Origin of the sequence: Roseovarius gaetbuli (assembly GCF_900172365.1) — a bacterium.
Lineage (GTDB): Bacteria > Pseudomonadota > Alphaproteobacteria > Rhodobacterales > Rhodobacteraceae > Roseovarius > Roseovarius gaetbuli.
Genome location: NZ_FWFJ01000015.1, coordinates 1 through 21,670, shown reverse-complemented (window position 1 = coordinate 21,670; position 21,670 = coordinate 1). Strand labels below are relative to the sequence as shown.

22 protein-coding genes are annotated in these 21,670 nt (G+C 61.4%); 13 read left to right on the top strand and 9 right to left on the bottom strand.

Annotation, left to right across the window (positions count from 1 at the left end; translation table 11 throughout):
• Positions 1-26: 26 nt before the first annotated feature.
• Both ROG8370_RS09245 and gap read right to left on the bottom strand, forming a co-directional pair.
• A complete protein-coding gene (locus tag ROG8370_RS09245) occupies positions 27-287 on the bottom strand; it encodes a PepSY domain-containing protein (protein WP_085826799.1) in 261 nt (86 codons plus the stop codon).
• A gap of 213 nt (positions 288-500) precedes the next feature.
• On the bottom strand, positions 501-1,502 hold the full coding sequence (gap, locus tag ROG8370_RS09240) for a type I glyceraldehyde-3-phosphate dehydrogenase (RefSeq protein ID WP_073197858.1): 1,002 nt from the start codon (positions 1,500-1,502) through the stop codon (positions 501-503).
• 277 nt (positions 1,503-1,779) lie between these two features.
• Here gap and ROG8370_RS09235 point away from each other — a divergent pair, with 277 nt between their 5' ends.
• The 3 genes from ROG8370_RS09235 to ROG8370_RS09225 all read left to right on the top strand — a co-directional run bounded on the left by ROG8370_RS09235 (position 1,780) and on the right by ROG8370_RS09225 (position 5,224).
• A complete protein-coding gene (locus ROG8370_RS09235) occupies positions 1,780-3,630 on the top strand; it encodes a Na/Pi cotransporter family protein (RefSeq protein WP_245827290.1) in 1,851 nt (616 codons plus the stop codon).
• A complete protein-coding gene (locus ROG8370_RS09230; protein WP_085826798.1) occupies positions 3,627-3,875 on the top strand; it encodes a hypothetical protein in 249 nt (82 codons plus the stop codon). Before ROG8370_RS09235 ends, ROG8370_RS09230 begins: the two co-directional genes overlap by 4 nt.
• Positions 3,876-3,973: 98 nt before the next feature.
• Positions 3,974-5,224 (top strand): Hsp70 family protein, encoded by a 1,251-nt coding sequence (locus ROG8370_RS09225; protein WP_085826797.1) that lies wholly within the window; start codon positions 3,974-3,976, stop codon positions 5,222-5,224.
• 65 nt (positions 5,225-5,289) lie between these two features.
• Here ROG8370_RS09225 and tkt read toward each other — a convergent pair whose 3' ends face one another.
• The gene (gene tkt, locus ROG8370_RS09220) at positions 5,290-7,305 is read right to left on the bottom strand and encodes a transketolase (RefSeq protein WP_085826796.1); all 2,016 of its coding nucleotides are present in this window, start codon (positions 7,303-7,305) and stop codon (positions 5,290-5,292) included.
• A 233-nt stretch (positions 7,306-7,538) separates the two neighbouring features.
• Between tkt and ROG8370_RS09215 the strand changes: the two genes are divergently transcribed.
• From ROG8370_RS09215 to ROG8370_RS09205, 3 genes are all read left to right on the top strand, one after another.
• Complete coding sequence (locus tag ROG8370_RS09215) at positions 7,539-8,051, top strand: hypothetical protein (protein WP_085826795.1); 513 nt, start codon at positions 7,539-7,541, stop codon at positions 8,049-8,051.
• Complete coding sequence (locus tag ROG8370_RS09210; RefSeq protein WP_085826794.1) at positions 8,051-8,446, top strand: cell division protein ZapA; 396 nt, start codon at positions 8,051-8,053, stop codon at positions 8,444-8,446. The genes ROG8370_RS09215 and ROG8370_RS09210 overlap by 1 nt, the downstream gene beginning before the upstream one ends.
• A gap of 72 nt (positions 8,447-8,518) precedes the next feature.
• Positions 8,519-8,929 carry a DUF1499 domain-containing protein gene (locus ROG8370_RS09205; protein ID WP_085826793.1) on the top strand — a complete coding sequence of 137 codons (411 nt, stop codon included), beginning with the start codon at positions 8,519-8,521 and terminating at the stop codon, positions 8,927-8,929.
• Here ROG8370_RS09205 and ROG8370_RS09200 read toward each other — a convergent pair.
• Positions 8,864-9,136: a hypothetical protein gene (locus tag ROG8370_RS09200; protein ID WP_245827289.1), complete on the bottom strand. Its 273-nt coding sequence runs from the start codon at positions 9,134-9,136 to the stop codon at positions 8,864-8,866. The two genes, ROG8370_RS09205 and ROG8370_RS09200, sit on opposite strands and share 66 nt — an antisense overlap.
• Before the next feature lie 77 nt (positions 9,137-9,213).
• On the opposite strand from ROG8370_RS09200, the gene prfA reads away from it, so the two are divergent.
• From prfA to ROG8370_RS09170, 6 genes are all read left to right on the top strand, one after another.
• On the top strand, positions 9,214-10,263 hold the full coding sequence (gene prfA, locus ROG8370_RS09195; RefSeq protein WP_085826791.1) for a peptide chain release factor 1: 1,050 nt from the start codon (positions 9,214-9,216) through the stop codon (positions 10,261-10,263).
• Entirely contained in the window at positions 10,260-11,120 is an 861-nt protein-coding gene (gene prmC, locus ROG8370_RS09190) for a peptide chain release factor N(5)-glutamine methyltransferase (RefSeq protein WP_245827288.1), read from the top strand. Before prfA ends, prmC begins: the two co-directional genes overlap by 4 nt.
• A gap of 228 nt (positions 11,121-11,348) precedes the next feature.
• On the top strand, positions 11,349-11,990 hold the full coding sequence (locus tag ROG8370_RS09185; protein ID WP_085826790.1) for a DUF4167 domain-containing protein: 642 nt from the start codon (positions 11,349-11,351) through the stop codon (positions 11,988-11,990).
• 187 nt (positions 11,991-12,177) lie between these two features.
• Positions 12,178-12,924, top strand: coding sequence for an RNA methyltransferase (locus ROG8370_RS09180; protein WP_085826789.1), 747 nt, complete (start codon positions 12,178-12,180; stop codon positions 12,922-12,924).
• Positions 12,925-12,985: 61 nt separating this feature from the next.
• Positions 12,986-14,131, top strand: coding sequence for a heme A synthase (gene ctaA, locus ROG8370_RS09175; RefSeq protein ID WP_085826788.1), 1,146 nt, complete (start codon positions 12,986-12,988; stop codon positions 14,129-14,131).
• A 1-nt stretch (position 14,132) separates the two neighbouring features.
• Positions 14,133-15,602: a carboxypeptidase M32 gene (locus ROG8370_RS09170; RefSeq protein WP_085826787.1), complete on the top strand. Its 1,470-nt coding sequence runs from the start codon at positions 14,133-14,135 to the stop codon at positions 15,600-15,602.
• Between the two features lie 7 nt (positions 15,603-15,609).
• On the opposite strand, the gene ROG8370_RS09165 is transcribed toward ROG8370_RS09170, so the two are convergent.
• The 3 genes from ROG8370_RS09165 to ROG8370_RS09155 form a co-directional block, all read right to left on the bottom strand.
• Positions 15,610-17,487: a nucleoside-diphosphate sugar epimerase/dehydratase gene (locus ROG8370_RS09165; protein ID WP_085826846.1), complete on the bottom strand. Its 1,878-nt coding sequence runs from the start codon at positions 17,485-17,487 to the stop codon at positions 15,610-15,612.
• A 192-nt stretch (positions 17,488-17,679) separates the two neighbouring features.
• On the bottom strand, positions 17,680-18,303 hold the full coding sequence (locus tag ROG8370_RS09160; RefSeq protein ID WP_085826786.1) for a sugar transferase: 624 nt from the start codon (positions 18,301-18,303) through the stop codon (positions 17,680-17,682).
• Positions 18,300-19,142 carry an NAD-dependent epimerase/dehydratase family protein gene (locus ROG8370_RS09155; protein WP_245827287.1) on the bottom strand — a complete coding sequence of 281 codons (843 nt, stop codon included), beginning with the start codon at positions 19,140-19,142 and terminating at the stop codon, positions 18,300-18,302. Before ROG8370_RS09155 ends, ROG8370_RS09160 begins: the two co-directional genes overlap by 4 nt.
• Positions 19,143-19,244: 102 nt before the next feature.
• Here ROG8370_RS09155 and ROG8370_RS09150 point away from each other — a divergent pair, with 102 nt between their 5' ends.
• The gene (locus ROG8370_RS09150; RefSeq protein WP_245827286.1) at positions 19,245-20,363 is read left to right on the top strand and encodes a polysaccharide biosynthesis/export family protein; all 1,119 of its coding nucleotides are present in this window, start codon (positions 19,245-19,247) and stop codon (positions 20,361-20,363) included.
• A gap of 34 nt (positions 20,364-20,397) precedes the next feature.
• Here the strand turns inward: ROG8370_RS09150 and ROG8370_RS09145 are convergent, their stop codons facing one another.
• The gene (locus tag ROG8370_RS09145) at positions 20,398-20,748 is read right to left on the bottom strand and encodes a DUF6614 family protein (protein WP_085826784.1); all 351 of its coding nucleotides are present in this window, start codon (positions 20,746-20,748) and stop codon (positions 20,398-20,400) included.
• A 78-nt stretch (positions 20,749-20,826) separates the two neighbouring features.
• The gene (locus ROG8370_RS09140) at positions 20,827-21,408 is read right to left on the bottom strand and encodes a hypothetical protein (protein ID WP_085826783.1); all 582 of its coding nucleotides are present in this window, start codon (positions 21,406-21,408) and stop codon (positions 20,827-20,829) included.
• Positions 21,409-21,670: the final 262 nt, after the last annotated feature.

The following is a 21,670-nucleotide window of genomic DNA, read 5'->3' as shown; positions in this document are numbered from 1 at the left end:
GGTCCGGCCCGGCCTTGTCGGGAGGTTTATTCGGATTTTGTCCGCACGACGTTCAGGTCGGCGTCCATGAAGATTTCGAACTTCTCACGGTTTTTCATCGCATAGGCCTCATAGAGACCGTCTTCGGTTTTCACCTTGCGCACCTCATAGCCTTCCTCGGAAAGCTTGGCGGTGATCTGTTCGGTCACGGCGGCATCGGGTTTGCCGGTGACTTTGGCGGTTTCGGCCTCTGCGGTGACCAGCGAACCGGCCAGAAGAGCAAGCGAAAGGGCAAGAATACGTGTCATGGGAACAGGTCCTTTTCATAGGTTGGAATGCGGTCAACCTCGCCGCATCTTCTGCCACCTGCGCCTTTCGCCAACCTTACGGCCATCATCCAAAAGTTGATCTCCGTCGCTCTATAACTTTGGTTCAGAAGGATTTCGCCGATTGGACACGAAAAAACCCCGATACCGCTCATGGCACCGGGGTTTTGAACGCAATTCAGGGTTGTAGGCGGTTTACCGCAGACCGCCCATCGCCACCGCAACATCGGCCATGCGGCAGGAGAATCCCCACTCGTTGTCATACCAGGCCAGAACCCGCACAAGGCGGCTGCCCATGACCTTGGTCTGATCCGGGGCGAAGATCGAGCTTTCTTCGGTGTGGTTGAAGTCGATGCTGACCTTCTGTTCGGGGTCATAGCCCAGCACACCCTTCATCGCCCCGGCGGCGGCTTCGGCCACGACGGCGTTGACATCGGCCACGGTGACATCGCGCTTGGCAACAAAGGTCAGATCAACAGCCGAGACATTCGGCGTCGGCACGCGGATCGCAGAGCCGTCAAGCTTGCCCGCCAGTTCCGGCAGAACCTCGCCAAGTGCCTTGGCGGCCCCGGTCGAGGTGGGGATCATCGACATCGCGGCGGCGCGCGCGCGGTAAAGATCCTTGTGGCGCCGATCCAGCGTCGGCTGATCGCCGGTATAGGCGTGGATCGTGGTCATGATGCCGCTCTCGATCCCGATGCTGTCGTTCAAAACCTTGGCCAGCGGCGCCAAACAGTTGGTGGTGCAGGACCCGTTCGAGATCATCCGCTCGGAGGCCTCAAGCTGATCGTGGTTCACGCCGTAAACCACAGTGCGGTCAACGTTTTTTCCCGGCGCCGAGAGCAAGACCTTGCCTGCGCCACGCTCAAGGTGCTTGTTGGCCTTCAGGCCATCGTTGAAGTTGCCGGTACATTCCAGCACCACATCGACGCCGTCCCAATCCAGCTCGTCCATGTCATAGGTCGAAAACATCTCGATCGGGCCACGGCCCAGATCCATGGTGTTGTCGCCGAGTGTGATCGGATGGGGAAAACGACCATGCACCGAGTCATAGCGCATCAGGTGCGCGGCGGTCTCAAGCGGGCCGGTGGCGTTGACCTTGACGACCTTGATGTCGGTCCGCAGGCTCTCTGAGATATGGGCGAGGGTGGCGCGGCCAATGCGGCCAAAGCCGTTGATGCCTACGGTGATGGTCATGCGGGGACTCCTGTGAATGAGGTTGGGGGCGATATAGACCCAAGCACCATTGGCGGAAAGGTGGAAAAGGTGGATTTCATTTGAAATTCAGCTTGTTAGCGATAACCGTTACCGCAAAACCTGCCTGCGGTGGCATGATTGCGCTAACTGTTCCATGCCCGGGCCTTGGCGCCGTGGGGGGATTCTCTTTGCGCGTCGGCCTCTGCGCGCTTGATCCACCTCAAGGCCAATGCCGCATTGGCGTGCTCCTATGGGGGCTGATACAGGGGCGCGCGTGATGATGAAGAAACTGCTTTTGCCGGTCATCCTCGGGCTGCTTGTCTTTGGCTTCTGGATCAGCCCGGATTTTCAGGAGATCGCCGCAGGCGTGGCGATTTTTCTCTTTGGCATGCTGATGCTTGAGGATGGGTTCAAGCTGTTCAGCGGCGGCTATCTTGAGCGCGCGCTTGAAATGGCAACCGGATCCATCACCCGCGCGCTTGGCTTCGGGGCGATTGCCACGACGATCATGCAATCAAGCTCGCTTGTGTCGGTGATCACCATTTCATTCCTCTCGGCGGGCCTCATTCCGCTTTTGGCCGGGGTCGGCATCATTTTCGGCGCCAATATCGGCACCACCACGGGCGCCTGGCTGGTGGCGGGGTTTGGTCTCAAGGTCAAGATTTCGGCCTATGCGCTGCCGATGCTGGCGATCAGTATCGTGCTGGTGTTCCAGCGCTCAAAATACCTTAAGGGTGCGGGCTATGTGCTTGCCGGGCTTGGTTTTTTATTTCTCGGCATCCATCACATGAAAGAGGGTTTCGAGGCCTTCAAGGATCAGTTCGACCTGACCCGCCTGGCCATGACCGGGGTTTTGGGGCTTGTGGTCTATACGCTCACCGGGGCGGCGGCGACGGTGGTGATGCAATCCAGCCATGCCACGATGGTACTGATCATCACCGCACTTGCGGCCGGGCAGATCAGCTATGAAAACGCACTGGCGCTTGCGATCGGGGCCAATATCGGCACCACGGTCACCGCCATCATCGGCGCGCTGAGCGCGAATTTTCAGGGCAAGCGTCTGGCTCTGGCGCATCTGATGTTCAACGTTTTGACGGCCGGCGTGGCGCTTGTCTTTATCGGCCAGATCCGTCTGGCGGTTGATGCCATCAGCGGGTTCGTCGGCATTTCGGCCAGTGATTACGCCCTTAAACTTGCGGTATTCCATACGATTTTCAACGTCTTGGGCGTCGTTCTTATCTTGCCGTTCATCCACCGGCTGGTGACCTTCCTTGAGCAGACCATCGCGCAACCCGCCGAAGACCTGAGCCGCCCCAAGTACCTCTCGGAGGCGGTGGATGAGTTTCCCCAAACCATTCAGATCGCGATGCGCCGCGAGGTGCATCACCTTTATGAAAACGCGGTCGAGCTTATTGTGCATGGGCTGAACCTGCACCGCTCGGAGCTGTTTGAAACCAAGGATATCGCGGCCACCGTAAGGGCAAGCCGCGCGCCGGTCGATTTCGACATTGATGCGCTTTACGAACACCGCGTCAAAACGCTCTATTCCGCGATTATCGAATTCGCCACGCGGGTCGGCAGCAAGGATATTCCGGCAAAACCGATGGATGACGTCTATCTCATGCGCGATGTCGCCGGGCAGATCGTGCATGCGGTCAAATCAATCAAGCACATGCGCCGCAACGCCACCCATTTCACCCGAAGGCCACAGGGCGTGATTACCGATCTCTACAACGGGCTACGCACCGAGATTGCCCGCATTCTGGTCGAGATCCGCAAGCTTGACGAGGCCGACCCCGAAGACCGCTCTAGCCTCTGGCTTGATCAGGAACGCCTTCAGGTCGAAGCGGATGCGCGCAACACCAATCAGACCGTTGATCACCTGATCCGCGATCATCACCTGAGCGCGAGCATGGCGACCTCGTTTCTCAACGATTCAAGCTATGCCTATAGCGCGATGCGCGATCTTCTGGACGCCGCGCGCGCCTATTACATCGACGCCGAAGACGCCATGGCCGAGGTTGAGCGCATCCTGACGCTGGATGAGGACGACCTTCAGGATATGGTCACAGACGGCCCCAAGAGCCCGCCCAAATCGGCCGCAGAAAAGACAAGGACCACGCAATGAAACTCAGGAACAGTATCGAGAAACTGGATGCCTATTTTGAGCGGCTTGAAAGCGGCAAGGCGCAAAAGATCGACCCGGATCATGTGTCCAAGATGATCCGCAAGCTGAGCAAAAAGCGCGAGGGGCTGATGGGCGAACTCTCCGAGGCGGTCAAACCCTCGAAGAAACAGCGACTCCTGCAGAAATGCGCCACGCTCGACGCCCAGATCGAGCGCGCCAGATGGCTTTTGGATCAGATCGGCTAGCGCCTAAAACCACGCGCCGAACGACCGCTGCCGTCGCTTGACAGCGTTCGGCCCGAGGGTTACGCCCCGCCTTTTCCTGGAAGGGGCAGAGATCGAAAATGGCACAGATTAGCCCCGTTTTAGGCTTGGATTTCGGCACCTCCAACTCGGCGGCGGCCTATCTGCGTGACGGTGATCCAGTGCTTGTTGCGATGCAGGGCGCCCAAACCACCCTGCCGACCACGTTTTTCTTTGATTTCGATAGCCAGAAAACCCTGATCGGCGAGGCGGCCAATCAGGCGCTGCTTGACGGGATCGAGGGGCGGTTCATGCGCGCACTCAAGCGTGTGCTTGGCACGCCGCTCATGCATGAAACCCGCCAGATCCTGAAAGAGCGCGTGACCTTCGTCGAAATCATCGCCCGCTTTCTGAGCCACATCAAGACCCGCGCCGAAGCACAGGCCGGGGTGACCTTCGATCGCGTGCTCTCTGGCCGTCCCGTCGTATTTCATGGCGCAAACGACGCGCGCGAGGCGCAGGCCGAGTCGGACCTGCGCGCCTGTTACCTTGCCGCCGGGTTCAAAGACGTCGGCTTTCTGCCCGAACCCGAGGCCGCCGCCCTTGCCAATGGTGCCGCGATCCAACCCGGCGAGACCGGGCTTATCGTCGACATCGGCGGCGGCACCTCGGATTTCTCGGTGTTTCGCGCCACCGGTGCGGGCGTGTCTGTGCTGGCCAGTCATGGCGTGCGGATCGGCGGCACGGATTTTGATCGCGCGATCAGCATCGAGCGGGTGATGCCCCTGCTTGGCAAGGGATCAGAGCTTCGCAAGGTGATGGGGCCGGGCATCTCGCCGGTGCCAAACGCGATCTTCAACGATCTCGCCACCTGGGAGAAAATCCCGTTTCTCTACACGCCCCAGACCCGCCGTAAGGTCGACGAAATGCTGCGGCTGGCGAATGAGCCGGAAAGGCTGGGTCGCCTTGCAACCCTGTTGGAGCATGAGCTTGGCCATGAGGTTGCCTTTGCGGTCGAGCGTGGCAAGATCGCGGCCAATGCCGGGGATGAGAGCGCCGCAATCGCGCTTGACGAGATCGAGCGCGGCCTGTCGGCAACATTGCCACCGCAAATCCTGGCGGCCTGCCTCTGGCCACAGGCGCGCATGTTGCACGAGGGGGTGCGCGACACCCTGCACATGGCGGGCGTCGATGCGGCGGCGATTGACCACGTGATTTACGTCGGCGGATCAAGTCTTATGGCGATGGTCGCGCAGGCGGCACGGGCAGAATGCCCCGATGCGCATCATTCCTTCAGCAAGGTTTTCACCGCGGTCACCGACGGGCTTGCGATTGCGGCGGCGCGCGGCTGAGGGCCACGAAAAACCCCCGAATGCGGTGGCATCCGGGGGCTTCGATCTTTGCAATGCTCACAAGGTCAGAGCAGGGATTTGACCTTCGCGGCCACATCCTCGGCGGTGATGCCGAATTCCTTGTAGAGCGTCGGGGCAGGGGCCGAGGCACCGAAATCATGCATGCCGATAAAGCCGCCCTTATCACGACGGCCACGCTCGCCATAAAGCCAACGATCCCAGCCAAAGCGAATGGCCGCCTCGACCGCGACCCGCACCGGACCACCGGGCAGAACGCGCTTGCGATAGGCCTCGTCCTGCTCCTCAAACAGCTCCCAGCAGGGCATCGAGACGACCCGCGTGCCAATCCCGTCTTTTTGCAGCAGGTCGCGCGCCGCCATGGCGATTTCCACCTCGGAGCCGGTCGCCAGCAGGATCGCCTCGCGTTTGCCGATCGCATCGGCCAGAACATAGGCGCCCTGGGCGGTCATGTTCTTGGTCTTATGCTCGCGGCGCAGCGTCGGAAGGCCCTGACGGGTCAGCGACATCACCGAAGGCGTCTCTTTCGAGCTCAGCGCAAGTTCCCAGGCCTCGGCGGTCTCGACCGTATCACAGGGGCGGAACACCCAGGTGTTGGGCGTGGCGCGGCTGATCGCGAGATGCTCGACCGGCTGGTGGGTCGGGCCATCTTCGCCAAGGCCGATGCTGTCATGGGTCATGACAAACACGGTCGGAATCTTCATCAGAGCGGCAAGGCGCATCGCCGGGCGCGCGTAATCGGTAAAGCACATGAAGGTGCCGCCATAAGGGCGGATGCCGCCATGCAGAACCATGCCGTTCATCGCCGCCGCCATGCCATGCTCGCGGATACCCCAGTGGACGTAGCGCCCCTTGCGGTTGTCCACGTCAAACACCGTCATATCGCCCGAGCGGGTGTTGTTGGACCCCGACAGGTCGGCCGAGCCGCCGACGGTTTCCTGCATCACCGGATTGACCACCTCAAGCACCATCTCAGAGGATTGGCGCGTGGCCACCTTGGGGGCCTCTTCGCTGATCTGTTTCTTCAGCGCCTTTATCCGCGCCGAGAGTTTCGCCGGGGCTTCGCGCGCGAAAATGCGGGTGAATTCGGCCTGACGCGGGGCTGACATCTCGGCCAGACGCGCGGCCCAGGCGGCCTGTTCGGACGCGCCGCGTTTGCCGATCTCTTCCCACGCGGATTTCACATCGGCAGGTACCTCGAACGGGCCATAGGGCCAGCCATAGGCCTTTTTCGCCGCCGCAAGCTGTTCGGGATTGGTCAGAGCGCCGTGGCCCTTTGACGTATCCTGTGCGGCATGGCCAAGGGCGATATGGGTCTTGCAGGCGATCATCGTCGGGCGCTTGCTTTTCTTTGCCTCGGTCAGGGCCGCATCAATCGCCGCCGGGTCGTGGCCGTCGATTTCAATCACCTGCCAGCCGCTGGCGCGGAAGCGTTTTACCTGATCCGTGCGATCGGCAAGATCGACGGTGCCGTCGATGGTGATGTTGTTGTTGTCCCAAAGCACGATCAGCCGACCAAGCGAGTGCCGCCCGGCAAGGCCGATCGCCTCTTGGCTGATGCCTTCCATAAGGCAGCCGTCACCGGCGATCACATAGGTGTAGTGATCGACAAGCTTGCGCCCGAAGCGCGCGCGCAGCATTTCCTCGGCCATGGCAAAGCCGACCGAGTTGGCAATCCCCTGACCAAGCGGGCCGGTGGTGGTTTCGATGCCCTTCGCGTGGCCATATTCCGGGTGACCTGCGGTGATCGCGCCCCATTGGCGAAAGTTTTTGACCTGCTCAAGGGTCATGTCGTCATAGCCGGTCAGATGCAGCAGCGAATAGAGCAGCATCGAACCATGGCCCGCCGACAGGATAAAGCGGTCACGATCCGGCCAGTCGGGGTTGGCGGCATCAAACTTGAGGTGCTTTTCATAAAGCACCGTCGCCACATCGGCCATGCCCATGGGCATGCCGGAATGGCCGGAATTGGCGGCGGCCACGGCATCCAGCGTCAGGGCGCGGATGGCGGTGGCTTTGTTCCAGTGATCGGGATTGGCGGTGCGCAGGGCGGCGATATCCACGGGATGACATCCTTTGAAGTGGCAACAGATGGGGGTTGCATAACAGCCCGGCCCCAAAGATCAAGCATCGCCCGGTTGAATTCCCAGTGTTTACCCGGTGTTTACCCGGTGATTGGCGGTAAAGGGGGCGCATTTTGTCTGGCGGTTCGCTAGACTTGCACAAAACCCGCCCGATGTGCGATTCGATGGGGCAGGGCAAGGATATGGGCAAAGACAAGTGAGGGACTAAGGCGATGAGCCAGATAAACCAGCTGGAGGCGCGGATCACCGCAGCGCTCGACCGCATAGCGCAGGGTCTTGAGGCGCGGAAGGATACCGGACCCGAGGCCGCAGGCGATGACGTGGCGGCCCTGAAGCAGCAGCTTGAGGACGAAAAGCTTGCCAATGCTCAGCTGGAAGAGCGGGTCAAGGCGTTGCGCGATAAACTCGCCGCCGTCGAGGCCGCAAATGAGGCCGGGCAGTCAGAGCAGTCGCAGGCGATGCGCAAGCTCGACAGCGACCTGCAATCGTTGCGCAAGGCCAACCAGCAGCTTCGCGATAACAACCAGGCCCTGCGCGAGGCGAATCAATCCGGTGTTGCCGAGCCGCATCTGATCAACAAATCCATGCTCGCCGAGCTTGAAGGCCTGCGCGCCACGCGCACGGCGGACCGCGGCGAGGTCGAGGCGGTGCTTGCAGAGCTTGGCCAGGTGATCAACGGCGCCGCAGACCCCGAGACCCAGAACAGCAAGACGGAGGAGGCCTGATGCCCGAAGTGCAGATCGAAATCGGAGGCCGCACATTCGAGGTGGCCTGTCAGGCGGGTGAAGAGCATTACCTGAAATCGGCCGCCAAGATGCTGGATGAAGAAGCCTCGGTTCTGGCGGCACAGATCGGGCGTATCCCCGAGCCGCGGATGCTTTTGATGGCGGGTCTGATGCTGGCCGACAAGACCGCCGGACTTCAGGACAAGCTGCGCGAGGCGCAGGACAAACTTGCCGAAAAAGACGCCGAGCTTGACCAGATGCGCAATGCGCCGACGCCTGAGGCACAGCGCATCGAGGTGCCGGTTGTGCCGCAAGAGGTGACCGACACGCTGGCCGAGATTGCCGCGCGTGCCGAGGCGCTTGCGGAAACCGTCGACGGAAGCCGCGCGGGATAGCGACGCCATCGCGCGGCTCGCGAGGTCGGCTGTCAGGCCGGATGAGCCCCGCCGCTGGGATAAAGCAAGGGTATGAAGCTGATCTTCGGTCTGATCGTTTTGGGTGTTATTGCGGGTGCGGGTTATGTGCGCCTTGCGCCGAGTGACGTCGCCCGGTGGCATCAAATGCCCGAGATGGTCACCGATCAGGATCTCGCTAACGGTGCGATGCGCGTCATCGCGGCGGATGCCATCACCTTCGAGCGGTTGGATGCCATCATCCGCGCCACGCCGCGCACGCATGTGATTGCGGGCGCGCCTAGCGAGGGGATGATCACCTATGTCACCCGCTCTGCGGTGGTCGGCTTTCCCGATTACACGACCCTGCGTCGCGCCGGTGATCAGCTTGAGATTTACGGACGCCTGCGGTTCGGGAAATCAGATCTGGGCGTCAACGCCGCCCGTATCGACGGCTGGCTGATGCGATTGGGGCAGGGCGGATGACAAGCAGCCATCGCTGACCTTGCGCCACATCGGCACGTTAAGCGACATCTGGCATTGCGCCATGAACATCTTGCCATCGACCTGAAGGCAGATCGTCTCGCCCATTTCAATCCGCGCGCCGGTCCGGTCGGTGCAATAACACTCAACCGTTTTGCCGCCGATCGTGGCATCGCCAAATGCGGGCGTCGCCGCAAGAATAAAGGGCATGATCCATCGCATGACAAATATTATAGCACAGTCATCCCCCTTGACCAAAGCCAAAGGATAGGACACAGCCTCGCATCATGGTGCCCTTGGACAGACTAGAACAAATCACACAGCGCTTCGAATATATCGAGGCGCAGATGGCGCAGGGCGGCGGGGATATCGCGCGCCTTGGCCGCGAATATGCCGAGCTTCGCCCGGTGGTCGAGGAAATCCGCGCCTATCGCGAGCTTCTGAGCGATCTCGACAGCGCCCGTGCGATGCTTGACGACCCCGAGATGCGCGATCTGGCCCGCGACGAGATCGAGGCGTTGGAGGCCCGCCAGCCCGAGTTTGAGGCGGCGCTGCAACTGGCGCTTTTGCCGAAAGACGCCGCTGACGCGCGCCCGGCGATCCTTGAGATCCGCCCCGGCACCGGCGGCGACGAGGCCGCGCTTTTTGCCGCCGACCTGATGCGCATGTATCAGCGCTATGCCGAGGCGCGGGGCTGGAAGTTCGACGTTCTTGAGGAACAGCAAAGCGAGCTTGGCGGCATCCGCGAGTTGGTCGTGCATATCAAGGGCGAGAATGTTTTTGCCCGGCTCAAGTTCGAATCCGGCGTGCACCGCGTTCAGCGCGTGCCCGAGACCGAAAGCGGCGGGCGCATCCACACCTCGGCGGCGACCGTGGCGGTTTTGCCCGAGGCCGAGGATGTTGACGTCAAGATCGACGCGGGCGATCTGCGGATCGACACGATGCGAAGCTCGGGCGCGGGCGGTCAGCACGTCAACACCACCGATTCCGCCGTGCGCATCACCCACCTGCCGACTGGCCTTGTGGTCACCAGCTCCGAGAAATCCCAGCACCGCAACCGTGAGATCGCGATGCAGGTGCTGAAATCGCGGCTGTTTGACATGGAGCGTCAGCGCGTCGATAGCGAACGCTCGGCCAGCCGCGCCGCGCAGGTCGGCTCGGGCGATCGCTCCGAGCGGATTCGCACCTATAATTTCCCGCAGGGCCGGATGACCGACCACCGCATCAACCTGACGCTTTACAAGCTTGATCAGGTGATGAACGGCGATCTTGACGAGGTAATTGACGCCCTTACGGCGGATGCGCAGGCCAGCATGCTGGCCGAGATGGGCGCGTGACAGCCCCGCATGAGGCGGCCTCGGCGGGTCAGGCCCTGGCCCTGGCGCTTGGCCTTGGGCGCGACCGGCTTGGCGATGTCGATGACCCGATGCGCGATGCGCGCCTGCTTTTGGCCTATGCCGCCGGGCGTGAGCGCGCCGATCTGAACTGCCTTGAGGTCGAGGATTTCACGCCCGAGATGATGACCGCCTATCTTGCGCTGATTGATCAGCGCGCGGCGGGGCGGCCGGTGTCGAAAATCCTTGGCTACCGCGACTTCTGGAACCACCGCTTTGCCGTGACCGAGGATGTGCTTGACCCGCGCCCCGATACCGAAGCGCTGGTCGAGGCCGCCTTGGCGCGCCCTTTCGAGCGGGTGCTTGATCTTGGCACGGGCTCTGGCTGTATCCTGCTGAGCCTTCTGGCCGAGCGGCCACAGGCCAGCGGTATGGGCACGGATATATCGGAGGCGGCGCTGCGTGTGGCGCGACAGAATGCCGGGGCTTTGGGCGTGCTTGCGCGGGCCAGCTTTGCGATCTCTGACTGGTTCGCGACTGTTACAGGCAGCTTCGATCTTGTCCTGTCAAACCCGCCCTATATCGCCCTGGCCGAAATGCCCGGCCTTGCGCGCGAGGTGCGCGAGCACGACCCGCGCATGGCGCTGACCGATGAGGGCGACGGGCTTGCGGCCTATCGCGCGATCACCGCGCAAGCGGGGCAATACCTGCGCCCCGGCGGGCGCATCCTGCTGGAAATCGGCCCGACACAGGGCCCGGAGGTGGCGCAATTGCTGAGCGATGCGGGATTCGATGGGGTGGAAATTCTGCCCGATCTTGACGGTCGTGACCGGGTGGTTGGCGGGATTTGGCCCATCTAAACCGGAGAAAACCGGCCATAATCCGCATTAATGGCAAGAAAGTTTAGTTTTTGGCTTGTATGAACCGCCTCTGCATGGTTAGTCATGGGGCAGTTAAGACGGAGGATGCCTTTTGGGCGGTCCCGCTTGACACCAAGCCAAAACATGTCCGATCCGGTTTAATTTTCGGCGCAAGGGGCGCCAGTCGGGTCGAGTGAACATTTGAGCATAAGGCTGGACAGCATCAATATGAGATCATCTAAGTCACGTTCGCGTAATAAGCCGAGCCGTAATCGCCCCAGCACGGGCAATGTCGTCAACCGGACCTTTGACAGTTCCGGCCCCGAAGGCAAGGTGCGCGGCACGCCGCAACAAATCATTGAAAAGTACAACCAGCTGGCGCGCGATGCCCAGCTTTCGGGCGACCGGGTTGCGACCGAGAACTTTCAGCAGCATGCAGAGCATTACCTGCGTCTTTTGGGCGAGGCCCAGAAAGAGCAGGAGGCTCGCCGCGAAGAGCAGGAGCGTCAGAACCGCGAGCGTCAGGCCGAACGTGACCGCGAGCGCCCGCAAGGCGAACGTGGCCAGAACAATGGCGAGCGTCAAAATCACAGTCAGGGTGAGCGCGACCAGCCTCAGCCGCAAAGCTGCGATAATCACAGCCATGATCCCGCCGAGGCGGCCCAGCCAGATATCATCGACAGCACTGCCGATAAAGAAAGCGGTCTTGTCGACACCCCCGAAAGCCAGAGCGCGCCGATGCCGCCCAAGCGCCCGCGCAAGCCGCGCGTGAAAAAGCCACCAAAGGCCGAAGGTCAGACTGACCAGGGGCCGCAGGGTGATGGATCGGGCGGGCCTGGGCCCTCTGGTCCGGCCGAAGCGGCCGAGTAGGCCCATCGGATAAAGCATGTGAAAAAGGCGCGGGACCGATCAGGCCTCGCGCCTTTTTTCTGGCGCCGGGATGCCTGCGGCGCGAGTATTTGGGGAACGATGAAAGTATCGGGTCTTTTCAGCCGGACCCGCCTGGCCTAAGACGCGGCTGACCGCCTTGCTTGAGATGCCATAGAAAGATCCCGCCATGCCCACAGACAGACCACAGCCCGCCTTTGTGCTTGTGCGCCCGCAGATGGGCGAAAACATCGGAGCGGCGGCGCGGGCGATGTGGAATTTCGGGCTTGACCGGATGCGGATTGTTGCGCCGCGTGATGGCTGGCCCAATCCGAAATCCGTGGCCATGGCAAGCGGAGCCGGGCGGTTGCTTGACGAGGCACAGCTTGTCGATACCACGGGCGCGGCGCTTGAGGATTGTCATTACGTCTTTGCCACCACCGCGCGGGCGCGCGGCTTGACCAAGCCGGTGGTCAGCCCCGAGCGCGCCATGCAGATTGCCGCCGAGCGGATCGCGGCAGGTGAAAAGGTGGCGGTGCTCTTTGGCCCCGAGCGCGCGGGCCTTGAGAATGACGATATCGCGCGCGCGAATGCGATCATCAACGTGCCGGTCAATCCCGAGTTTGCCAGCCTGAACCTTGCGCAATGTGTGCTGTTGACCGCCTATGAGTGGCAACGCGCCGCAAGCGAGATCACCCCCGAGCGGGTGGACATGGCCAAGGCCCGTTGGGCCGAGCAGATCGAGATTGAAAAGCTCGGCGATCATTACGAGGCACAGCTTGGCGAGGCCGGGTTCTTCTTTCCCGACCACAAGGCCGAGAGCATGAAGCTTAACCTGCGCAACATGTGGAGCAGGATGCCCCTGACCGGCGCGGATGTGCAGATGCTGCACGGGGTGCTGCGGCAGATGGTCCGCTGGAAGCAGCGCGACGGTTGAGCGCGCTTGAAGGCGGACATGTCGCGCACTAGGCTCTCAGGCAAACACAACGAGGTTCACGATGAGCGGAAAACGCAGCATTTTCGAAGAGGTCGGCAGCGCGGATAAACCGGTCCCCGAGGCCCCGCGCGGTGGCATGATTGATGCCGGCAAGCGCGGCGCGCGCCGGGGTATCCGGCTCTGGCTTATGGTGCTGTTCACGCTGGTCGTTTTGATGATCGCGGTGGGCGGCCTTACCCGGCTGACCGATAGCGGTCTGAGCATCACCGAATGGAAGCCGGTCACAGGCGCGCTGCCGCCGATGTCCGAGGCGGCCTGGGTCGAGGAATTCGAGAAATACAAGACCATCCCGCAGTATGAGCTTTTGAACAAGGGCATGAGCCTTGCCGAGTTCAAGGCGATCTATTGGTGGGAATGGGGCCATCGCCAGCTTGGTCGGTTCATCGGGCTGGTCTGGGCGCTAGGGTTCTTTGGCTTTCTGCTGGCGCGTCAAATTCCGGTTGGCTGGACCGGGCGATTGCTTGTGCTGGGCGCGCTTGGCGGGGCGCAGGGGGCGATCGGCTGGTGGATGGTTGCCTCTGGCCTCAAGGGCGAGATGATCGCGGTGGCCTCTTACCGGCTGGCGACGCATCTTGGCCTGGCCTTTGTCATTCTCGGCGTGATCGCCTGGTATGTGTTCCTGATCGGGCGCGAAGAGCGTGATCTGATGCAGGCGCGGCGCGGGCGCGAGGCGCGGCTTTATGGGCTTGCCACCGGCTGGATGCATTTTGCCTTTCTCCAGATCATTCTTGGCGCGCTTGTGGCGGGGATTGATGCCGGGCGCACATTTACCGACTGGCCGTTGATGGCGGGGGGGATATTGCCGCCCGACATGTGGGGGATCGAGCCCGCCTGGCGCAATCTGTTCGAGAACCCCGGCACGGTACAATTCATTCACCGCCTCAGCGGCTATCTGCTGTTTGCCTTCGGGATCGTCGTCTGGCTCAAGGGACGGCGCAGCGCCAATGAGGCGACGGCGCAGGCGTTTACGATGGCCTTTGGCGCGCTTGTGGGGCAGGTCGTGCTTGGCATCGCGACGGTGCTTTACATCGCGCCCTGGCACCTTGCCATCGCGCATCAGTTTCTCGCGGTCGTGGTCTGGGTTCTGATCCTGCGCGCCCGCTTCCTGAGCCAGTATCCGCTGGCGCAATCCATTCGGAGGGCCTGAGATGTCAGCCTATGACGATCTGATCGCGCATGAGCGCGAAACGCAGGCCCTGTCGCAGGTGGCCGGGCGGCTTGGCTGGGATCAGGAAACCATGATGCCGCGCGGCGCGGCGCATCAGCGGGCCGAGGAAAGTGGTGCGATGCAGGCGGTGATCCATGCGCGGCGCACCGATCCGCGCCGGGGTGAGTGGCTTGCCGGGGCGCAGGCGAACGACGATGTGGCGCGCGCCAACCTGCGCCATATCCGGCGCGATTACGAGCGGCTCTGCCGGGTGCCAGGCGATCTTGCGGTGGCTTTGGCGCGCCTGACAAGCCGCGCTCAGGGGGCCTGGGCCGAGGCGCGCGCAAATGATGATGTGGCGGCCTTCGTGCCGGTTCTGGCCGAGGTGATCGCCCTTAAACGCCAAGAGGCCGCGGCCCTGGCCGAGGGTGGTGATCTCTATGACGCCTTGCTTGAGGATTACGAGCCGGGCATGACATCGGCCCTGCTGGACGACATGTTTGCCGCCATGCGCCCCCGTCTGGTGGCCCTGCGTGCGCAGGCCCTTGCCGGTGCTGCCGCCCCGGCGCTTGGCGGCGCGTATGACGCGGATGCGCAAATGCGCCTCTCGCGTGATCTGGCGAAGGTCTTTGGCTATGACATGACGCGCGGGCGGCTTGACAAGGCGGTGCATCCCTTCAGCTCTGGGTCGGGCGACGATGTGCGCATCACCACACGCACGAGTACGGATGACCCGTTCAACTGTATCTATTCCACCATCCACGAGGTCGGTCATGCCTGTTACGAACAGGCGATCAACCCGGAGTATGCGCTTGGACCATTGGGGCAGGGGGTGTCGATGGGGGTGCATGAAAGCCAGAGCCGGATTTACGAAAATCAGCTTGGCCGCAGCGCGTCGTTTTGTGGCTGGCTTTTGGGGCGGATGCAATCGGTGTTCGGCGATATCGGCGTGGCCGATGCGGATGCCTTTTACCGGATCGTGAACCGGGTGCATCGCGGCTATATCCGCACCGAGTCCGACGAGGTGCAATATAACCTGCATATCATGCTGCGTTATGATCTTGAGCGCGCTTTGATCAGCGGTGACCTGACGGCGGGCGATCTTGAAGCCGCCTGGAATGACCGCTTTGAGGCCGATTTCGGATATAAGGTGGATCGTGCGTCAAACGGGTGTTTGCAGGATGTGCATTGGTCGGTGGGCCTGTTCGGGTACTTCCCGACCTATAGCCTTGGCAATGTCTATGCCGGTTGTCTCAACCGCGCGATGCGCGCCGCTGTGCCGGAGTTGGATACGGATTTGGCGCGCGGTGAGTTGAGTGCGCCAACCGCTTGGCTGCGCGAGAACGTGCAGCGCCATGGCGGATTGTACGAGCCGCGCGAGACCATCACCCGCGCTTGTGGCGCCGAGCCCGATGCCGAGCCACTGCTGGCCTATCTGGAACAGAAGTTCGGGGCGCTCTACCCCGGTTAGGCCTGCGTTATTCGCTAACGCTTGCCTCGTCTTCGGGGGCGGTCTGTTCAATCCAACGCGACAGGATGGATCTGAGCAGGGCGACATCGCGGGTTTCAATCGCCTCTGACAGCGATTTGAGCGCCTTGGCAAGCTCGATTTCCGACAGGTGCCCCTCTTGCGCGCGCAAGATCTTGGGGTGCGGCGTCGTGAGCATGTCCGACCCGATCAACAGCTCTTCATGCAGCTTTTCGCCGGGGCGCAGGCCGGTGATCGCGATTTCGATGTCGCCATTGGGATTCGCGGGGCTGCGCACGGTGAGCCCGCTGCCCTCGATCATCTTGCGGGCCATGTCGCGCACCGCAATCGGTTTGCCCATATCCAGCACAAAAACATCGCCGCCACGCGCGAAAGAGCCGGCCAGAAGCACAAGGCGCGCGGCCTCGGGGATGGTCATGAAGTAGCGCGTCACATCCGCATGGGTCAGGGTCACCGGCCCGCCCTTGGCGATCTGTTCGCCAAAGAGCGGGATGACCGAGCCGGACGAGCCCATGACATTGCCAAAACGCACCATCGAAAACCGGGTCGTGTCGCTTCGGGTGGCGAAATCCTGCACGATCATCTCGGCAATGCGCTTGGAGGCACCCATCACGCTTGTGGGGCGCACGGCCTTGTCGGTGGACACAAGGATAAACCGCTCGACCCCCGCATCGCGCGCCGCATTGGCCACGACGCGTGTGCCAAGAACGTTGTTGCGCATGCCCTCGATCGCGTTTTCCTCGACAAGGGGCACGTGCTTATAGGCGGCCGCGTGCAGGACGATATCGACTTTCTTGGACTGAATGAGGACATTCACCAGCGACTTGTCACAGACCGAGCCGAGGATCGGGGTGATCTTGATTTCGGGCGCAAGTCTGGTCAATTCACGGTCGATCTGGAACAGCGCATGCTCGCCATGGTCCAGCAGGATCAGGTTGGCCGGACGGCAGCCGCAAATCTGACGGCAAAGCTCTGATCCGATCGACCCGCCCGCGCCGGTGATAAGAATGTTGCGCCCGGCATAGGTGTCGCTGACGCCAGGAAGCTGATCCTCTAGCCCGTCGCGCCCCAGCAGATCGCTAAGATTGACGGGGCGGCTTTCATAAAGCGTGCTGGCATTGTTGGAAATCAGGTCGGCAAAAGACGGCAGGGCATGCACCTCGCAGCCGGTATCGGCCAGCTCGCGGGTCAGCTGTGCGCGCACGTTGCGGGGCGCGCTTGGCATCGCAAGCACGATTCGCTGAATGTTGTGGCGGTCCACAAGTCTGCGAATGTCGGACGGCCGGTGCACCTTGAGCCCGGCGATGGTCAGGGATTGAAGGCGCGGTTCGTCATCGACAAAGACGACCGGCATCACCGCATCATCGGTTGCAAGAGCAGTCGCAAGTTGCTGGCCGGTTTGCCCGGCGCCGTAAATCAGCACGCGCAACCGCCGGTTTCCGCTTCGATAAATCCGCAACAAGGCGACGCGCATCACCAGACGCACCAGAACCGACAGGATCAGGAACAGCATCCCGGCGACTACGAAAACCGTCGGATGCGTCGGCTTGGTCTGCAGCAGGAAAGAGGCGATGACGCTAACGCCGACCAGTGTCACGGCGATAAACGCCGAATCCATCATGCCATGCATTTCATAGGCATTGAGCTTGACCTTGTTGAGGCCAAGTTTAGCGCTCAACCCGCCGACAACCGCAAGAATCACGGCAATATCGACCAAATTGCCTAGGTTCAGCGCGCTCAGCCACCTGTCGCCAAACAGCATGGCAGAGGCCACAGCATAAGCCGTGACCGCCAGAACAAGATCAATGCCAAGGAAGATGGAATGTTTTTGCGCCGGGCGCAGTGAATTCACGAACTTGTAGAACATGGCCGAGTGAAAGCCTTTCCCGCGCATTCAAAAGTTACCCAACAAACAATTTTCGAGGAACTTACCGGCACTTTGACTGCAGGTAAAGTGCCGCGCACCCTTAACACCATAGCGTGATTAGGCTTGATCGAACAGGGTGCAATTTCTTGGGTTGCGAAAATCCACCCGAACAATTCAGGGCGGCTCTGGCGATCAACTATGCCGGTTCAACTGGGTGAAAGCCCGAATCAAGGTCCGTCCGATCAGGCGCAGATCATAGCAAACGCTTCGGTGGCGGGCCCAGATCAGATCAAGCCGCGCCTTGACCGGGATGCAGCGCCGCAAATAGGCGTCTTCGGTTGCTTCGCGCGTATCACAGGCCCGCAAAAGCCGCTCTTCGGTGCGGTGGTATACAAGCGTGGCAAGACCGGTGACGCCGGGCCGGTTTAGCAAGACCTTTGCGTAGATGTCCGGGCACTTTTCAACATAGCGACGCAGCGGCGGGCGGGGGCCGACAAAGCTCATGTCGCCGCGCAGGATGTTGATCAGCTGCGGCAGCTCGTCCAGACGCTGGCGGCGCAGCCAGGCCCCGAGCGGGGTAATGCGGTTGCGCTTGTACCCGGCCGACACGCCACCATCATCGCCTGTGTTGCGCATGGTCCGGAATTTCCAAAGGCAAAAGGATGTCTCGGGGGTTTTCATCCGGCCCGACAGGTAAAAGACCGGGCGCCCATCCACGATCAGGATAGCCAGGGCCACCCCGAGGATCAGAGGAGACAATAAAACCGCCAGAAAGAGCGCCAGAGAAAGGTCCATCAAACGCTTGACTGGGGTCATTGGAGGCTTTCCGGGTTGCGCCAGTCGGCGATGAAACGTTCGGCGCTTCTATGAAATTTCATCTCTGGGAACAAGTGTTCTAGTTGTGATGCGTCCATTGTGACGCACTGATGGGCGGAATTCGGCGCATCCCGCCAGGCAACCGGGCGCCCCGCCGCATGGGCCAGATCTTCCATGCGGACCGGATCGGGGGCGGCGACATTTACAAGCGCGGGCAGTGCGTCAGGGGGAAGAGCGGCCAGTGCGGCCAGCACGCGGGCAAGATCACCTGGCGCGATATAACTGCGCAGCGGGCCGCGGCCATCAGCGAACCGATCAAGCGTCACCGGGGCGGCCTGCGGGGCAAGGGCGGGGGCAAGGCTATCTGCGCCGACAACATTGGCAAGCCGCAGCGCGCAGTGGCGCACGCCGGTTTGCGGCAGGGCACGAATGGCGCTTTCCATGGCAAGTTTTGAGGCGCCATAAGGGTTTGCCGGTGCCGGGGGGGCCGTTTCATCAAGGTTAACGCCCGGCCCATAGACCGCTGCCGACGAAAAATGCAGGATGGATTTCGCGCCACAGGCCTCGGCCACCGCCACCGCTTGCGGCACGAGATCGACGTTCACGGCAAGCTCTGCCGAGGTTCCGCCGGTACAGCCCCAAAGCGCAATCACGCTGTCAACTTCGGGTAAGGGCGGCAAAGGCTCGCCCGGCGCCCAGCGGAAATCTGGCGCTCCGCGACGCGCCAGCCAGACCGGTGCGGGCCCCGGCATGGCATGCCATGCCCGCTGCAAGAGCAGGCCAAGTTTGCCATTGCTGCCAAGAAAAAGACATCGGGCGGGGTGAAGTGTTTTGGTCACTGATAAAGGTTCACTATCGCAAAAAGGCAATTTTCGTTTGTGTATCACGTCTCGCGCAGGTTAGGAAATAAACCAAAATACGATAGAGGGCAGGAGCAACGCGTGCATCATACTTTCAGAGTACATCTTTGCCTTGTTCTCATGCTTGCGCTTGCGGGCTGCAGCCTGCCCAGTGGCGCTGCGCTGCAATCCGAAGTTCTGGCTGAGAAGGACGCTGAAACCCCGACATTCCAGGTTGTTAAAGTGACCCGTGATGCCACGCCCGATCTGGCCAAATGGCCTGCGACCGGGTGGCAAGGCCACTATAACTGGCTTGCAGCCGGGCGCGCCCCCGATTCGTCGCTGATTCAAAGCGGGGACAGCCTTGATATCGTGATCTGGGACAGCCAGGAAAACTCGCTTCTTGCGGCGGACGCGACGAAATCAACATCCGTGCCGACCACGACGGTCTCTTCAAGCGGGACCGTGTTCATGCCCTATGTGGGCGAGGTGGCAGTGCGCGGGATGACCGAAGCGGCGGCCCGCAGAAAGCTGCAAGAGCAGCTTGAAGATATCGCGCCCACCGCCCAGGTGCAGCTGTCGATCCACCAAGGTGGCAACAACTCGGTTGATCTTGTCGGTGGCGTTGGCGCACCGGGAACGATTCCGCTCAAGACCCGCAACACCCGCATCCTAAGCGTGCTTGCCCAGGCTGGCGGGATTAGCCCAAGCCTGCGCCATCCGCTTGTTGTGCTGCAACGCGGTGGCAAAAGCTATGAAACACGTGCCGAGGCGCTCTTGTCAGACCCCGCACGCAACACCCTGGTGCGCGGCGGCGATCAGATCGTCGTGATCGAGGATGACCGAACCTTTAACGTTGTGGGTGCCGTCGGCAGCCAGAAGGTTCTCAATTTCGAAAAGGAAGAGATGTCCGCCATGGAGGCCGTATCAGCGATGGGCGGCCTGAGGGCGTTTCGGGCCAACCCCAAAGGTTTGCTGGTGCTGCGCGAATATAAGCCGGGTGATGTAAAGTTCGGTCCCGAGACCCCCGACATGCAGCAGGTTATCTTTGCGCTTGATCTGACCAGTGCAGACGGGCTTTTCGCCGCGCGTCAGTTCAATATCAATCCCGACGATACAGTCCTTGCCACTGAATCGCCGGTCACCCGCGTACAGACAATCCTTGGCCTCTTTGGAACGGTTATCGGGGTTGGCGCAACCGCGAACAACCTAACCCAGTAAGCGCGCGCCACGGCGATGGCGCGCACCGTGCCACCTAGACCAGCGCCATCCGTTCGGCGCGCTCGGGGTCGGGATAGGGCCGATAGAGGGCGAAATCCACATGCAATATCTGCGAATGCACGCGGTCGTGCAGTTGCGCGGTTTCGTCGTCATGTTCGCCGGTCAGGCGAAAGGCGCGATCCAGTTGCGATAGGTCCTCGACCTCGATTTCCAGCAGAAAGTCGCGATAGGCGTCGGCGGCAAGGTTAAGTTTGCTGCGATATAGCCGCCACTCGCCAATCGCCCCATGGGTTTGCAGATGGCTCATCCAGGCATCCAGCGCGGCGGCAAAGGCGAGCGCCTTGGCATCCTGTTTCAGGTCGATCATGCAGCAATAAAGGTTCATCTGGCACTATCCCGCGGCTTATAAGGTCGCTCGCATCCTGCCCCAGAAGGTTTGACAGCCGGTTAACCGCCGCAGATTTCACAAATTCGCGAAAATATTGAGGATGTCCGGCTCGTCCTCGGGTTTTCGCGGCCGCCGCATCAGGTTGGCCGCGATGAGGGCGCGGCGGATTTCCTGTTGGATCGGGCGTTTGCCGCGCGCGGGCAGGGTGATGCGGCGCGGGTTGGACGCGGTCTCGCGCGCGTGCCGCAGCCTGGCCCGATGCGCCAGAACCGACGCCCGGCGCAGGGCAGTGCGGCTCAGGCTGGAATAGGTCAAAAGCACGGCGCAGGTAAGCGTCAAATCACGCCAGAACGCCGATACCGACCCCGGTACGACATGCAGCATGTTCTGCGTCAGGCTGTTGGAAAAGACGAAAATCGCAAGGCTTAGCGCCACAAGCCGGAGCTGAATCCCGGCCATGAAACAGGCGCTGAGCATGAACATCACCGTCCCGCCCAGAATATCCGCCAACAACGTCGGCATCAGCGGCGTGAAAATCGCCGCCGGATCAAGGCCCGCCACAAGGCCGATCGAGAGCGCCATGAAATAAGACCCGATCACGATGCGGATCAGATTCAGACCAGCCTGATCAATGGAAAACCCGGGCTTAAGGCTCATGGGGCAAATTCCCTGTACAGTGAGGGCGCTAAAAATGAGCTGAGACAGGCACAACCGGAGCGCGCAAAGATAAACCCCGGATATTCATGGTTAATGGGGCGAAATTCGGCCCAAACCGTGGTTATCCGGGGTCAATTCAGTATCCACGCCGTGGAGCAAACCCTCCGACTTCCAGTCGGACCCGCTTCAGCGTGAAAGAATCGCTTTATGATCGTACCCTCAGAAAAATGAGCCGCAGCCGGGTCGGAGGCTCATTTTTCTG